General features: G+C 71.1%; 15 protein-coding genes. 5 read left to right on the top strand and 10 right to left on the bottom strand.

Annotation, left to right across the window (positions count from 1 at the left end):
• The first annotated feature begins 11 nt into the window (after window positions 1–11).
• The 3 genes from ACKTT0_RS06260 to ACKTT0_RS06270 are packed head-to-tail and all read left to right on the top strand — an operon-like array spanning window position 12 to window position 3,059.
• Entirely contained in the window at window positions 12–1,019 is a 1,008-nt protein-coding gene (locus ACKTT0_RS06260) for a Bug family tripartite tricarboxylate transporter substrate binding protein (RefSeq protein ID WP_407849009.1), read from the top strand.
• A gap of 59 nt (window positions 1,020–1,078) precedes the next feature.
• Entirely contained in the window at window positions 1,079–2,008 is a 930-nt protein-coding gene (locus tag ACKTT0_RS06265; RefSeq protein ID WP_407849010.1) for a hydroxyacid dehydrogenase, read from the top strand.
• Between the two features lie 28 nt (window positions 2,009–2,036).
• Window positions 2,037–3,059 carry an Ldh family oxidoreductase gene (locus ACKTT0_RS06270; protein WP_407849012.1) on the top strand — a complete coding sequence of 341 codons (1,023 nt, stop codon included), beginning with the start codon at window positions 2,037–2,039 and terminating at the stop codon, window positions 3,057–3,059.
• Between the two features lie 13 nt (window positions 3,060–3,072).
• Here the strand turns inward: ACKTT0_RS06270 and ACKTT0_RS06275 are convergent, their stop codons facing one another.
• The 9 genes from ACKTT0_RS06275 to ACKTT0_RS06315 all read right to left on the bottom strand — a co-directional run bounded on the left by ACKTT0_RS06275 (window position 3,073) and on the right by ACKTT0_RS06315 (window position 11,364).
• Window positions 3,073–3,813 carry a sulfite exporter TauE/SafE family protein gene (locus ACKTT0_RS06275; RefSeq protein ID WP_407849013.1) on the bottom strand — a complete coding sequence of 247 codons (741 nt, stop codon included), beginning with the start codon at window positions 3,811–3,813 and terminating at the stop codon, window positions 3,073–3,075.
• An 11-nt stretch (window positions 3,814–3,824) separates the two neighbouring features.
• Window positions 3,825–5,438: a thiamine pyrophosphate-binding protein gene (locus tag ACKTT0_RS06280; RefSeq protein ID WP_407849015.1), complete on the bottom strand. Its 1,614-nt coding sequence runs from the start codon at window positions 5,436–5,438 to the stop codon at window positions 3,825–3,827.
• Between the two features lie 44 nt (window positions 5,439–5,482).
• Window positions 5,483–6,475: a Bug family tripartite tricarboxylate transporter substrate binding protein gene (locus ACKTT0_RS06285; RefSeq protein ID WP_407849017.1), complete on the bottom strand. Its 993-nt coding sequence runs from the start codon at window positions 6,473–6,475 to the stop codon at window positions 5,483–5,485.
• 150 nt (window positions 6,476–6,625) lie between these two features.
• Entirely contained in the window at window positions 6,626–8,356 is a 1,731-nt protein-coding gene (locus tag ACKTT0_RS06290) for an L-aspartate oxidase (protein ID WP_407849019.1), read from the bottom strand.
• Window positions 8,353–8,964: a fumarate hydratase C-terminal domain-containing protein gene (locus ACKTT0_RS06295; protein ID WP_407849021.1), complete on the bottom strand. Its 612-nt coding sequence runs from the start codon at window positions 8,962–8,964 to the stop codon at window positions 8,353–8,355. The genes ACKTT0_RS06290 and ACKTT0_RS06295 overlap by 4 nt, the downstream gene beginning before the upstream one ends.
• Window positions 8,965–8,988: 24 nt before the next feature.
• Window positions 8,989–9,867 carry a fumarate hydratase gene (locus ACKTT0_RS06300; protein WP_407849023.1) on the bottom strand — a complete coding sequence of 293 codons (879 nt, stop codon included), beginning with the start codon at window positions 9,865–9,867 and terminating at the stop codon, window positions 8,989–8,991.
• A 3-nt stretch (window positions 9,868–9,870) separates the two neighbouring features.
• Window positions 9,871–10,224 (bottom strand): succinate dehydrogenase/fumarate reductase transmembrane subunit, encoded by a 354-nt coding sequence (locus ACKTT0_RS06305; RefSeq protein ID WP_407849025.1) that lies wholly within the window; start codon window positions 10,222–10,224, stop codon window positions 9,871–9,873.
• 1 nt (window position 10,225) lies between these two features.
• A complete protein-coding gene (locus ACKTT0_RS06310; RefSeq protein ID WP_407849027.1) occupies window positions 10,226–10,567 on the bottom strand; it encodes a succinate dehydrogenase in 342 nt (113 codons plus the stop codon).
• Window positions 10,564–11,364 (bottom strand): succinate dehydrogenase/fumarate reductase iron-sulfur subunit, encoded by an 801-nt coding sequence (locus ACKTT0_RS06315; protein WP_407849029.1) that lies wholly within the window; start codon window positions 11,362–11,364, stop codon window positions 10,564–10,566. Before ACKTT0_RS06315 ends, ACKTT0_RS06310 begins: the two co-directional genes overlap by 4 nt.
• A gap of 113 nt (window positions 11,365–11,477) precedes the next feature.
• Here ACKTT0_RS06315 and ACKTT0_RS06320 point away from each other — a divergent pair, with 113 nt between their 5' ends.
• On the top strand, window positions 11,478–12,350 hold the full coding sequence (locus ACKTT0_RS06320) for a LysR family transcriptional regulator (RefSeq protein ID WP_407849031.1): 873 nt from the start codon (window positions 11,478–11,480) through the stop codon (window positions 12,348–12,350).
• A gap of 130 nt (window positions 12,351–12,480) precedes the next feature.
• Window positions 12,481–12,696, top strand: coding sequence for a helix-turn-helix domain-containing protein (locus ACKTT0_RS06325; RefSeq protein ID WP_028355045.1), 216 nt, complete (start codon window positions 12,481–12,483; stop codon window positions 12,694–12,696).
• Here ACKTT0_RS06325 and ACKTT0_RS06330 read toward each other — a convergent pair.
• Window positions 12,686–13,222: a hypothetical protein gene (locus ACKTT0_RS06330; protein ID WP_407849034.1), complete on the bottom strand. Its 537-nt coding sequence runs from the start codon at window positions 13,220–13,222 to the stop codon at window positions 12,686–12,688. The two genes, ACKTT0_RS06325 and ACKTT0_RS06330, sit on opposite strands and share 11 nt — an antisense overlap.
• Window positions 13,223–13,328: the final 106 nt, after the last annotated feature.

The following is a 13,328-nucleotide window of genomic DNA, read 5'->3' on the forward strand; positions in this document are numbered from 1 at the left end:
GAGAACCCGTAATGCGCAATGATCGCCACGCCTGTCCCGATGCCGGGCGCCGCAAAACGCTCGGCCTGCTGGGCGCGGGCGCCCTGGCCCTGGCGCCATGGTCGCGCGGCCTGGCTGCCCCGCAGGACTGGCCGCAGCGGCCCATCAGCTATGTGGTGCCCTTCCCGCCGGGCGGCCTGACCGACGTGGCGGCGCGCCAGGTCGGCCAGGCGCTGGCCACCGGCGAAGGATGGAACGTAGTGGTCGAGAACAAGCCGGGCGGCAGCGCCAACATCGGCGCCTCGCTGGTGGCGCGCGCCGAAGCGGACGGCTACAGCTGGCTGGCCATCACCATGACGCATGCCGCCAACGCGACCCTGTTCGCCGGCCGGGCCGGCTACGACCTGAAGAAGGACCTGGTCCCGCTGGCCGGCCTGGCGTCGTCGGCGATGATGGTGGTGGTCAACGCCAAGAGCCCCATCCGCAGCCTGGCGGACCTGACCCGCGCCGCCAAGTCCGGGTCGCTCTCGGCCGGCTCCAGCGGCAACGGCACGCCGCCCCATTTGACATTGGCGCTGTACCAGAAGCTGACCGGCACCTCGCTGCTGCACGTGCCGTACAAGGGCGGCGCCCCCTCGCTGACCGACCTGATCGGCGGCCAGCTGGATGTGATCTTCTCCAACTACCCGGAGTCGCTGCCGCACGTCAAGAGCGGCGCCTTGCGCGCGCTGGCGGTGAGCACGGCGGAGCGCAGCCCTGACTTGCCCGACGTGCCGACCGTGGCCGAGGCCGGCATGCCCGACCTGGTGGTCGAGAACTTCACCGGCGTCCTGGCGCCGGCCGGCATGCCCGACGCGCTGGTACAGCGCATCGGCGGTGCCATCGAGAAACAGGTCGCGCAGCCGGCCATGCAGCAAGCCCTGCAACGGCTGGGGTTCGTGCCGCGCCCGCGCGGGCCGGTGGCGTTCAAGCAATACCTGGACAGCGAAATCGACCGTTGGAGCAAGGTCATCCGCGAAGCCGACATCCAAGTCGGCTAGCCAGCCTATCCCGTCCGGGCGGCTGTGGCCGGCCGGGCCCACCCTACTGAAGAGACCCGATGCACATCGTTATTTCCGAATTCATGGATGAAGCGGCGGTCGCCGCGCTACGCGCCGATTTCGAGGTGCGCTACGAGCCGGACCTGGTCGACCGCCGCGACGCCCTGCTGGCCGCCCTGCCCGAGGCCGACGCCCTGATCGTGCGCAACCGCACGCGCGTGGATGGCCCGCTGCTGGCGGCGGGCGCCCGGCTCAAGGCGGTGGGCCGCCTGGGCGTGGGATTGGACAACATCGACGTGCCGGCCTGCCAGGCCCGCGGCATCGCCGTGCTGCCGGCCACCGGCGCCAATGCGCGCGCCGTGGCGGAATATGTCATCGCGGCGGCGCTGATGCTGCTGCGCGGCGCCTATCACGACAGCGACCGGGTGGCGGCCGGCGCCTGGCCGCGCACCGAGTTGTCCAACGGCCTGGAAGCCGAGGCGCGCACGCTCGGCATCGTCGGCTTCGGCGGCATCGGCCGGCTGGTGGCGCGCCTGGCGCAGGGCCTGGGCATGCGGGTGGCGGCGCACGACCCGCTGCTGCGCGACGACGACCCGGCCTGGCGCGAAACCGGCGTCGAGCCGGCGGGGCTGGACGCCCTGCTGGCGCGCGCCGACGTGCTGACGCTGCACATCCCGCTGACCGACGCCACGCGCAAGCTCATCGACGCGCGCCGCCTGGCCGCCATGAAGCGCGGCGCGGTGCTGGTCAACACCGCGCGCGGCGGCATCGTCGACGAGGCGGCGCTGGCGCAGGCGTTGCGCAGCGGCCACCTGCGCGGCGCCGCCATCGACGTGTTCGAGGACGAGCCCCTGCCCGCCGGCGGCCCGCTGGCCGGCGCGCCCAACCTGGTGCTGACGCCCCATATCGCCGGCCTGACCCAAGAAGCCAATGCCCGCGTCTCCAGCATGGTGGCGCAACGCGTGGCGCAGGCCTTGCAAGGCGCCTGAAAAACCTCCATTCCACTACGAACTTTCCATGACAACCCTGGACTTGAAGTCCCTGCATGAACTGGCCGGCGCCGCGCTGCGCGGCGCCGGCGCCAGCCCCGACATGGCCGACAGCACGGCGCGCGCGCTGGTCTATGCCGATGCCCGGGGCCTGGCCTCGCACGGCGTATCGCGCATTCCGCCCTACGCCGCGCAGGTGCGCAATGGCCGCGTCGTTGGCAGTGCGGTACCGCGCATCGTCCGGCAGCGCGATGGCGCGATCCTGGTCGACGCCGGCGCCGGCCTGGCCTTTCCCGCCTGCGCGCTGGCCGTGCAGGAAGCGGGCGCACGGGCGCGCGCGCACGGCGTGGCTTTTGCCGGCGTGACCAACAGCCATCATTTCGGCGCGGCCGCCTATCATCTGGACACCCTGGCGCGGCAGGGCCTGGTGGGCCTGGCGCTGGGCAATTCGCCCGCCGCCATGCCCGCGTGGGGCGGCAAGCGCGCGCTGTTCGGCACCAACCCGATTGCCGCCGCGTTCCCGCGCCGCGACGGCGATGCGCTGGTGATCGACCTGTCGCTGTCGGAAGTGGCGCGCGGCAAGCTGATGGTGGCGGCCCGCGAAGGGCGCGCGATCCCGCTGGGCTGGGCGCTCGACGCCGACGGCAACCCGACCACCGACCCCAAGGCCGGCCTGGCCGGCAGCATGCTGCCCATGGGCGGGGCGAAGGGCGCCATGCTGGCGCTCATCGTGGAGTTACTGGCCTGCGCGCTGACCGGCGCCCGTTTCGGCTTCGAGGCCGACTCGTTCTTCACCGACGAAGGCAACCAGGCGCGCATTGGACAGGCCTTCCTGGCCATCGACCCCGGTGCGCTGGCCGGCCGCGAGGTCTACCTGGAACGGGTGGAAACGCTGGTCGCCGCGATGCTGGCCGACAGCGGCGTGCGCCTGCCGGGCGGGCGCCGCGCCGCCCTGCGGCGGCAGGCCGAGGAACGCGGCGTCGAGATCCCCGACGCCCTGCTGGCGCAACTGCGCGAACTGGCCGCGCCGGCTAGGGCCTGTTCCCGCTAAAGGGAACGCCGGCCTACCACAGGCTGCGCACGCCCGAGACCACCAGCGCCACGCCGGAAAGCGTCAGCAGGCCCAGCACCAGGCGGCGGAAGGTCGCGTCGCTGAAGCGCCGGTACAGCCGCACGCCGGCCAGCGCCGGCACCAGGACGGCGCCGCCCACCACGGCGAACACCGGCACCATGCGGGCGTCCAGCAGGCCGGCCACGGCGTAGCTCGACAAAGTCACGCCATGCATGACCAGGTTGAATGTCTGGAACACGACGCGCTGCTGGTCGCGCGGCCAGCCACGCAGCACGCACCAGAGGGTCAGCACCGGCCCCGGCAGCCCGCCGAAGCCGCTCATGATGCCGGACAGCCAGCCCACCCCGGCATCGGCCGGACGGCCGCCGCGCGCCACCCGGGGCAGCTCGGAAGCCAGCAGCATGGCCGGGCAATACACCAGCAGCACCAGGCCCACGCCCAGCCGGAAAGCCGCCGGGTCGACATAGTGCAGCAAGCCGACTCCCAGCGGCACGCCCAGCAAGCCGCCCAGCAGGAACGGCGCCAGCCGGCGCCAGTCCAGGCCGTGGCGCAGCGAGCGGGCCGCCAGCAACTGTCCCACCAGCGAGCCGAACACGACGGCCGGCGCGGCCAGCGACGGCGCCAGCGTCCACGACCAGAAGGTCATGGCCACCAGGCCGAAGCCGAAACCCGCCAGGCCTTGCACAAACGCCGCGGCGCAAGCACCCGCCGCCAGCAGCAGCCAGGTTTCCATGCGCGGCGCCGTCAGCCTTGCCGGATCACGGGCGCGGGCAGGCCGGCCAGGGCGACATTCACGCAAGTCGGCAGATCGGCGCGCAGTGCGGCGTCGAGCGCGGGCGCCAGCGCGGCGGCCTCGGCCACCCATGCGCCGCGCGCGCCGAAGCCCTCGGCCACGCGATCGTAGCGGGTCGGCAGCAATTCGCAGCCGACCAGCCGGTCGGGGCCGTAGCTGTTGAGCTGGATCTGGTATTCGGCGTTCCAGCGCGCATCATTGCCGACCACGCAGATGAACGGCAGCCCGTAGCGCACGGCGGTATCCAGCTCGGCGCAATGGAATCCGAAGGTGCCGTCGCCCATCATGGCCACGACCGGCGCGTCGCGGTGCGCGAGGCGGCCGGCCAGCGCCATGGGCAGCGCGCTGCCGATCGCGCCCGCCGCGCCGTTGATGACGCGATGCGGCGCGCGCAGGCACGCCTGGGCCCATTGGCCGAACTCCCCGCCGTCGCACACCAGCACCGAATCGGCGTGCGAGTCCAGGATGCGCTGGACCGCGCGGCACAGCTCGGCCGGATGCAGGCCGGCGCCGCCGACGGCTTCGCGCCATTCGGCCGGCCGATACGCCACGGCGGCCGCCGCTTGCGCCAGCCAGTCGGCGCGCGCGCCCGGCATGGGCAGCCGCGCCAGCCCGCCCAGCGCGGCGACCGTATCGGCGATCGCGGTTTCATGCAGGCGCTCGCCGACGGCCCGCCGGGTGCGCGCCAGCTCGCTCTCCTCCGCGTCGATCTGCAGGAAGGCGCAGCCGGCATGAAAAGCCTTGCCGAACTGCAGGGTGAAGTCCAGGCGCTTGCCCAGCAAGAGCACGCAATCGGCCTGGGCCAGCAACGGCGCGAACGCGCCCAGCGCCGGATCGTTGGCGCCGCGCGGGCTTTCGGTGGCGATCACCGGCAGGCCCCAGGCCCGCTGCAATGCGGCCACGCCCGCGCGCCCGGCGTCGGTCAGGCCGGTCGGGCCCACCAGCACCAGCGGCCGCTGCGCGCGCGCGAGGCGGGCGGCCAGGCCGGCCGCCTGCCGCTCGTCCAGCGGCATGGCCGGCGCCGCGTAGTCCTGCGCCGCCGGCGGCGCGGTATCGGTCCGGGCTTCCAGTACATCGGTGGGCAGGCTCAGGTGGACCGGCCCCGGCCGGCCGCTGCGCGCGATGCGGCAGGCACGCGCGAAGTCCGCGCCCAGGCCGTCGGCCATTGCCGCGGCCCAGGCCGCCTTGGTCACCGGCGCGGCCATGGCCGCCTGGTCCATTTCCTGGAACGCGCCCCAGCCCGCCTGGCGATTGGGCGCGTGCCCCGACAACAGGATCACCGGCGATTCGGACATCTGCGCGGTGTACAGGGCCGACACCGCATTGGCGTGCCCCGGCCCGCCCGTCACCAGCGCCACGCCCGGCTGGCCGGTCAGGCGCGCCCAGGCGTCGGCCATGTGCACCGCGGCAGCCTCGTGGCGCACGTGGACCAGCTCGATGCCGGCCGACAGGGCTGCGTCGAACACGGGCATGATGTGATTGCCCGACAGGGTGAACAGCCGTGTGATGCCTGCGGCCTGGATAGAGCGGGCCAACGCATCGGCACCGCGCGATGAGACTGTCATCGATCGGACTCCTCAGTGAACGGCGCGGCGGCGCCGCCGTCTTGTCATTTGAGCGAAATGCCCGCGGAGCTTCCCAGCTTGCGGTACGTCTCCACCTGGGCCTTGACGAATTCGCGCGTCGGCCCGGCGGCGCGCACATCCGGCACGCTGCCCAGCCGGCGCGTGCCGTCGCGCCAAGCCTGGCTCGACGATACACCGTCCAGTACCGCGGCCCACTTGCGGACCGCGGCCGCGTCCATGCCGGGCGGACCGTACAACGCGCTCCAGCCGGTGATCACCTCCAGTTGCGGGAAGCCGGCCTCGCGCGCGGTCGGCACGCCTGGCAGCGACTCCAGCCGTTGCGGCGTGGTGGTCACCAGCGCGCGCAGGCGGCCGTCGCCGAGCGGGCCGGAGATCGGCGCGTAGTTGGTGCAGACGAAGTCGACCTGCCCCGACAGCGCGGCCAGGGTGGCCTCGCCCGATCCCTTGTAGGTAATGGGCATGGCCGCCGTGGATGGCAGGCCCAGCACATCGAACAGCAGCTGAGGCCCCAGGTTCAATACCGTGGCGGGACCGGTAGTGGCATAGTTGAGCTCGCCGGGCCGGGCGCGGATGGCGTCGATCAGGTCCGGCAGGCCACGATAGGGCGAACCTTTTGGAACCGCGCAGACGTAGGGATTGAGTTCCAGCAGCCCGAGCACCGTAAAGTCGTCCCAGCGATACGACAGGTCCGGCTGCAAGGCGGGGAGGATGGCCTGCGAACCTACTCTCGCCAGCAACAGCGTGTAGCCGTCGGGCGCCGCGTCCTTCACGTACTGCGACCCGATGGCGCCATTGGCACCGCCCCGGTTCATTACCACCAGCGGCTGGCCCAGGTACGGCTGGATCACGGCGGCCAGGTTGCGCGCCGCCAGGTCGGCATCGCCGCCCACGCTGAATGGCGTCACCAGCGTCACCGGCCGCTGCGGATACGGCTGCGCCGCGCCCGCGCCGGCCAGCGCCAGGCTTGCCGCCAGCCATGCTGCGGCGGCCGCCAGCCGCCACATCGTCGCTCGCATCGCCATATCCGTCTCCCCTGTTTTTCGTGGTCGCCATTCGTGGTGCTGCAAGGTGTCTGACACCCCATGAAACGCCCTGCGCCTGCCTGCGGCCTGCCACGGGGTGTCAGACACCTCTCGCGGCGCCGCGGACCCGGCGTGCCCGGCCGTTCACGCCGCGGCTTGCGCCAGCAGCGTCTGCCCAGGCCGCACGCGTGTGAAGCGCACCGGCCGCCGGCTTACGGTCATGCTGTCGCCGCGCTGCGCGACCACCGAGAACCACGAGTGCTCCAGGTCGCGGGTCTCGGGGAAGTCCGCGCGGAAATGCGCGCCGCGCGAATCTTCGCGCGCCAGCGCCGCGCGCACGATGGCTTCGCTGACGTGGACCAGGCTATCCAGGTTGAGCCAATCGTGCCAGGTCATATTGAAGGCCCGCCCCGTATCGGCCACGCCCACGCTGTCCAGCTCCTCGCGCAGCCCGGCCAGCCCGGCCAGCGCGCGGTTCAGCCCGGCCGCGTCGCGCACGATCCCGGCGTCGTCCCACATGATGCTGGACAAGCGCTCGCGCAAGCCGTGCAAATCGCCTCCGCGGCGGCCCAGCGGCGCCTGTGCACGCGCCAGCGCATCCTGCAGTGCCGCCGGGTCGGGCTCGGCCCACGACTGCCCCGGCGTCCAGCGCGCCATCGCGTCGCCGGCGATACCGCCGAACACCGTGGAGTTGGCCACGCCGTTGCCGCCCAGGCGATTGGCACCGTGCACGCCGCCGGTATCTTCGCCAGCGGCATACAACCCGGCCAGCGCGGTGCGGCAATCCGGCTCGAACAGGACGCCGCCCATCATGTAATGCGCGGTCGGCACCACCTCGACCCGCCCCCCCGCCAAGTCGAAACCACAGTCCGCGCAGCGCTCGACCATGCCCTTGAACTGCCGGCGCACCCGTTCCGGCCCCAGGTGGGCCATTTCGATATACACCCCGCCATTGGGTGTCGTGCGTCCCGCCCGCATCTCGGCATAGATGCCGCGCGAGACGATGTCGCGGGTCGCGCGCTCGGCGCGCGGATCGACCGCTTGCATGAAGCGCTCGCCCTGGCCGTTTAGCAGGTAGCCGCCCGCCCCGCGCAGGCCTTCCTCCAGCACCGTGCCGGTCATGCGGGTATCGGCGCCGGCCAGCAGCCCGGTAGGATGGAACTGGACCATCTCCATGTCGCGCAGCTCCAGTCCCGCGCGCAGCGCCATCGACAAGCCGTCGCAGCTCTTGTCGCCGGAAGGCGTATGGAAGCGGTACATGGTCGGGCCGCCGCCGGTAGCCAGCAGCACCGCCTTGGCGCGCACCAGCACGAAGGCGCCGGTGCGGATGTCGATCATCAGCACGCCGGCGATGCGCCCGCCGTCGCGCGCGGGAATCAGCGCCACGGCGCGATGCTCTTCGAGCCGGTGGATGTGCCGCGCCCACACTTGCTCGGCCAGCCGGTTGATGATTTCGATGCCGGTCAGGTCGCCCTTGTGCACCGTGCGGTCGAAGGTCTGCCCCGCGAAAGCCTTCTGGTGCAGCGTGCCGTCGGGATTGCGGTCGAAGAAGCAGCCCAGCTCGTTTTCCAGTTCGTGGATACGCTCCACCGCCGCGTTCACCAGCGTCCAGGCCAGTTCCTGGTCGGGCAGCCACTTGCCGCCCTCGATGGTGTCCATGAAATGCCGCTCGATCGAGTCGCCCTCGGCCAGCGCCACGTTGTAGCCGCCCTGCACCATGCGCGTGCAGCCACACTTGCCCAGCAGCCCCTTGACCGCCACGGTGATGTCCAGGCCCGGCGCGGCCGCGTGGGCATGCAGGGCGGCGAACAGCCCCGCGCCGCCCGAGCCGAGGATCAGCACATCGGTCTGGCGCACTTGCACGGCGGCGCTCATCGCCCCACTCCCAGGCCGGCCAGCACGGCCTCGCGGCGCCCCGCCACGTCCTGGGCGACCTGGTCATACAGCGAGCCGCCATGGCTGTCCATGGCCACCAGCAGCGGCCCGAAGTCGCGAATGCGGAACTTCCACAGGGATTCCGGGTTCAGGTCGTCCAGGTCGACGTCCTCGATGCATTCGATCCAGGTGGTCTCCAGCGCGGCCGTGCCGCCCACGATGGCCAGATAAGCGCCGCCCTGCTCCTTGAAGGCTTGGCTGGACCCCTGGTGCATGCCGCCCTTGCCCACGATGAAGCGCACGCCGCATTGCCGCATCAGTTGCGCCGTGAAGCGCTCCATGCGCGACGAGGTGGTGGTGCCGATGCACACCGGCGCGTAGCCGGCGGGATACCGGGGCCCGGGCTCCACTTTGCGCACATTGGGCGCGGTGTGGATGACCGCGTGGCCGCGCATGTCGAAGCGGGTGGCGCGGCCGCGGTCGAACAGGGCGATATAGCTGGCGTCGCGGATGCCGAACAGGGTGTGCTGCAGGGTGACGGTGTCGCCCACGCGCAGCGCGCGCGCCTGGTCTTCGGTCACCGGCATGGCGAGATCGTGATGTGTCATGGCTGCAATTCCCGGGTCGAGGGCTCAGAAGCCGTAGTGCACGCCGCCGGGCGTGAACGTGGCACGCGCGCGGCGCGCCGAATGGCACTGCATATTGACGGCCACCGGGTTCATGGTGATGTGCGTGGCGGCCAGCTCGATATGCACGGCAAACGCCGTGGCATCGCCGCCCAGCCCTTGCGGCCCGACCCCCAGCTGGTTGACCGCGGCCGACAGTTCCTGTTCCAGCTGCGCGCCCAGCGGATCGGCGCAGCGCGAGCCGAGCGGCCGGGTCGCTGCCTGCTTGGCCAGATGCACGCACAGGTCCGACGTGCCGCCCACGCCCACGCCCACGATGGTGGGCGGACAGGTCTTGCCGCCGGCCTGCATCACGCAATCGACCACGAAAGTCTTGACCGCGTCCAGACCTTCGGCCGGGATTGCCATGCGCAGGAATGAATTGTTCTCGGAGCCGCTGCCCTTGGGGATCATCTCGATTTCCAGCCGCTCGTCCTCGGCGCAGAAATCCACATGGATGACCGGCACCCCCGGCCCGCACGAGGTGTGGTCGTTCTTGCGGCTGATGGGATGCACCACGCTGGAGCGCAACGGGTGTTCACGCGTGGCGCGCTCGCAGCCGGCGCGGATCGCCTGTTTCAGCCGCCAGCCGTCCAGCGCCACACGCCGCCCTACCAGGACGTTGTAGATGGGAATGCCGGTATCCTGGCACAGCAGGTTGTCGCGCTCCTCGGCGACCGCGATGTTGGTGGTCATGGTGTCCAGGATGGCCTGGGCGCGGGTCGACGACTCGGCCGCCCGCAAGCGCCCGAATCCCTCCTTGATGTCGTCCGGCAGGCGCTTGAGCGCCCGGATATACAGTTCGCGCGCGGCCTCCTCGACCTGCGCGTAATCGATGTCTGGCATGATTCAACTCAGCATGTTGGCCACGAACAGCAACGAGGCCGCCAGCGACGCGGCCGTGCCGGCGGCGATCCAGCGCAGCCGCAGGCCGCGCCAGGGGGCGAACTCGATCCACAGCAGGCGCAGGCCGCCGGCCAGGTGCACCGCCAGGCACAGCACCAGCGCCCATTCGCCGAACTTGAACACGGGAGCCTCGTACCAGCGCAGCGCGCCGTCGAGCGCGGCCTCGCCTTGCAGCGCCAGGCCAAGCGTCCAGAAATGCACCGGCAGGAACGCCAGCAGCAGCAGGCCGGAAATGCGATGCACGGCGAAGGCCAGCCAGCTGGGGTGCGCACGGGCGCGCGTGTCGTTGCGGCGCATGTCAGCCTCCCCAGGTCACCGCGGCTACCGCCCGCCAGCCCAGCGCCAGCAGCAGCACGGCGGCCACGCCGCCGAGCGCGCCGGCCAGGCGGCGCGTGGGCGCCCATTCATCCAGCACGTTGCGCAGTCCAATCGCGGCATGCAACGCCACCAGCGCGACGAACACCGCGTAGAAGGCCATCCAGGCCAGGCTGCCGCGCGTGCGGCCAAGTATCTCGGCGGCGCTCAGGCCGCCGCGCACCGCCAGCATGACGACGGCCAGGTGGACCAACACGAACAGCGCCAGCGCCATCGCGCTGAGCCGCTGCCAGTACCAGCGCCGGACGGCGCGCGCCGTGCTCATGGCAGGACCTCCGACACGCCGGCCGCGCGGCCGGCGCGGTCCTGAATCGCGTCCACGGCATCGTCCAGTTCGCCGCGCAGCGCCGCGCGCGCGGTGACCCGCTTGAGCCCGGCGATGGCGGCGGTGGGCGCGATGCCCTTGGGGCACCGCACCGTACAGGAACCCTGCGTATGGCAGGCATGGCAGCCAGCGTCGCCGGCCACCGCCGCCAGGCGCCGCGCGCCGGCGGTGTCGCGCTCGTCGTTGACCAGCGTCCAGGCGCGGTTGAGGGCGGCCGGCCCCAGGAATTGCGGCTTCCAGCTCACCACGTCGCAGGAGGCATAACACACGCCGCAACCGATGCACTCTATGCCGGCGTCGGCGGCGCGGCGCGCGGGCGATGCCGGGTCGACCCGCGCCACCGGGTCGTGACGCCCGGTGGCGCCGGCGTAGCGGCCCTGCGCGCGCTGCCATTTGTCGAAGAACGGCGCCATGTCGGTCACCAGGTCCTTGACCACTGGCAGGTTCGCCAGCGGCGCCAATTCGATGCGGCCGCCGCGCGCCACGCGCGCCACGTGAGTACGGCAGGTCCAGCGGGCCACGCCGTTGACGGTCATGGCGCACGAGCCGCACATGCCGACCCGGCACGCATAGCGGTACGACAGCGTGGAATCCAGGTGACGCTGGATATGCGTGGCGACGTCGAGCACCGTCTGGCTGTCGCGGCGCGGCACTTCGAATTGCTGGAACTGACCGTCGGCGCCGCCGCGCCAGACGCTGACCTGCAATACGCCCAAGCTTGGAGAGTGGTCTGGCATGCCCATGAAAACACAGAGGAAGCGATGCTTTTCATAGTGCCGCGGGCTTTGACAGAAGTAAAACTATTAATTATTTTTGATAGACCAAGTTTTACTTATATAGGCGCGCCGCCATGCCCTCGATCCGCCAGTTCCGCACCGCCCTGGCTGCCGCCCGGCTGGGCAGCTTCGTGGCCGCCGGCCGCCAGGTGGGCCTGACGCAGGCCGCCGTCAGCCTGCAGATCAAGAATCTCGAAAGCGAACTCGACACGCAGCTGTTCGAACGGCGCGCGCAGGCCGCCGTGCCTACCGCGCATGGCCGCCAGATCCTGGCCGAACTCGAGGACCTGGTGGCCCGCTACGAGCAATTGCTGGCCCAGAGCGGCGACGCATTGCGGGGCAGCCTGCGCATCGGCACGCTGGTTTCTTCGTTGATGGGAACTTTCGGCACGGTGCTGGCCCGCATCAAGCGCGACTATCCCGCCCTGAGCATCACGCTGCTGGCCGGCCAGTCGGCCGATTTCGCGGCGCGCGTGGCGAGCGGCGAGCTCGATGCCGCCGTGGTCACCGAGCCGCCCCACGGGGTCGAGCCCGCGCTGGTCTGGACGCCGCTGTACCAGGAGCCGCTGGTGCTGATCGCCGCCGCGCGCCTGCGCCGCAAATCGGTCGCCAGCCTGCTGGCCAGCGAGCCATTCCTGCAGTTCGACCGCTCGCTCTGGACCGGCCGCCTGATCACCGAAGCCCTGGCCCGGCAAGGCGCGTCGCCCCAGATCATCCTCGAGCTGAACTCCATCGAGGCGATCGCCGAGCTGGTGCGGCAGGACTACGGCGTGGCCGTGGTGCCGCTGCTGGCCAACGCCGACTGGCGCGCACGCAAGCAACTGGCGGTCAAGCCCCTGCCCGGGCCGCCCATCATGCGGCGCGTGGGCATGCTGGAACGCCGCCGCCATGGCAAGCTCGCCATCACCAGCACCCTGCGCGGCCTGTTCGCGCAAAGCGCCGGTTGAGACCTGGCGCTCTATTACCCCGCAAATTGCCGATTCAATGCGATTGCGCATGAAAGCTTGCACACGTTTTGACGGCGTGGAGAATCGCCACGAGTCATTTCAGCCCGCCTCTTTTACACAAGACGCCGCCATGCCATCCAAGCCTCTTTCCAAGCGCGAAGTCGAGTGCCTGCACTGGGCCGCGATGGGAAAAACCAGTTGGGAAATCGGCATCATCCTGGGCGTCAGCGAACGCACCGTCAACTTCCACGTCGGCAACGCCTGCGGCAAGCTGGGGGTCTACAACCGCCGCGCCGCCGTCGCTCAGGCGCTCAAGCACGGCCTGCTGCCCTCGTTCATTTCCTGAGCTTCACCGACCGCACGAATTCTTCCGCGCGCTCGCGCGGCAGGCTTTGTTCAGTGCCGGCGGCCACGGCATCGATCAGCATGGTGTCGGTCAGCCATACCCGCGCCATCAGCCATCCCGGCTGCTGCCCGGCCTGGCCATGCACGACGATCTCGTCGCCGTAGTCCGGCAGCGGCTCGGGCGGCCGGGCCTTCAGGTTGGCGTAGAGCGACTGGCGCAGCGCGCGGCCCAGCGTCTCGCGCGCCTGCGGATCGGCCGCCACGCCGGGCGGCAGGGGCGCGTGGCCGACCGCGAACATGGCGCCGTCGACCTCCGCCATCGTCAAGGTGAAACGCAGTGTCTGGCCGCCCAGTCCGATGTCGCGCGTCTCGCTTTGCACCCGCGCCGGGAAGGCCGCGCGCGCGTGGCCATCGGCCACCTCGATCTCGCGCCAGTTGTAACTGGGGGTGCAGGCCGCCAGCAGCAGCAGAGCGGCTGCCAGGCATGGCAGTTGCGCGCGCAACCGGCGCAGCAGGCTGGAAATCATGGCGGGAACCCTCCGCTTGGTAATCAGACAGGGCGCATTGTCGCTCATCGGAATATTCTCTTCGTTTGACCAATTGCCCCTGGCGCCGGTGCAGGCTCCCTCGGCA

Origin of the sequence: Bordetella saccharivorans (assembly GCF_045862855.1) — a bacterium.
Taxonomy (GTDB): domain Bacteria; phylum Pseudomonadota; class Gammaproteobacteria; order Burkholderiales; family Burkholderiaceae_B; genus Bordetella_A; species Bordetella_A petrii_F.

What these genes read in the sequence shown, in the direction of transcription:
- ACKTT0_RS06260 (WP_407849009.1), top strand. Translation starts at nt 12, where the DNA reads ATGCGCAATGATCGCCACGCCTGTCCCGATGCCGGGCGCCGCAAAACG.
- ACKTT0_RS06265 (WP_407849010.1), top strand. Translation starts at nt 1,079, where the DNA reads ATGCACATCGTTATTTCCGAATTCATGGATGAAGCGGCGGTCGCCGCG.
- ACKTT0_RS06270 (WP_407849012.1), top strand. Translation starts at nt 2,037, where the DNA reads ATGACAACCCTGGACTTGAAGTCCCTGCATGAACTGGCCGGCGCCGCG.
- ACKTT0_RS06275 (WP_407849013.1), bottom strand. Translation starts at nt 3,813, where the DNA reads ATGGAAACCTGGCTGCTGCTGGCGGCGGGTGCTTGCGCCGCGGCGTTT.
- ACKTT0_RS06280 (WP_407849015.1), bottom strand. Translation starts at nt 5,438, where the DNA reads ATGACAGTCTCATCGCGCGGTGCCGATGCGTTGGCCCGCTCTATCCAG.
- ACKTT0_RS06285 (WP_407849017.1), bottom strand. Translation starts at nt 6,475, where the DNA reads ATGCGAGCGACGATGTGGCGGCTGGCGGCCGCCGCAGCATGGCTGGCG.
- ACKTT0_RS06290 (WP_407849019.1), bottom strand. Translation starts at nt 8,356, where the DNA reads ATGAGCGCCGCCGTGCAAGTGCGCCAGACCGATGTGCTGATCCTCGGC.
- ACKTT0_RS06295 (WP_407849021.1), bottom strand. Translation starts at nt 8,964, where the DNA reads ATGACACATCACGATCTCGCCATGCCGGTGACCGAAGACCAGGCGCGC.
- ACKTT0_RS06300 (WP_407849023.1), bottom strand. Translation starts at nt 9,867, where the DNA reads ATGCCAGACATCGATTACGCGCAGGTCGAGGAGGCCGCGCGCGAACTG.
- ACKTT0_RS06305 (WP_407849025.1), bottom strand. Translation starts at nt 10,224, where the DNA reads ATGCGCCGCAACGACACGCGCGCCCGTGCGCACCCCAGCTGGCTGGCC.
- ACKTT0_RS06310 (WP_407849027.1), bottom strand. Translation starts at nt 10,567, where the DNA reads ATGAGCACGGCGCGCGCCGTCCGGCGCTGGTACTGGCAGCGGCTCAGC.
- ACKTT0_RS06315 (WP_407849029.1), bottom strand. Translation starts at nt 11,364, where the DNA reads ATGCCAGACCACTCTCCAAGCTTGGGCGTATTGCAGGTCAGCGTCTGG.
- ACKTT0_RS06320 (WP_407849031.1), top strand. Translation starts at nt 11,478, where the DNA reads ATGCCCTCGATCCGCCAGTTCCGCACCGCCCTGGCTGCCGCCCGGCTG.
- ACKTT0_RS06325 (WP_028355045.1), top strand. Translation starts at nt 12,481, where the DNA reads ATGCCATCCAAGCCTCTTTCCAAGCGCGAAGTCGAGTGCCTGCACTGG.
- ACKTT0_RS06330 (WP_407849034.1), bottom strand. Translation starts at nt 13,222, where the DNA reads ATGATTTCCAGCCTGCTGCGCCGGTTGCGCGCGCAACTGCCATGCCTG.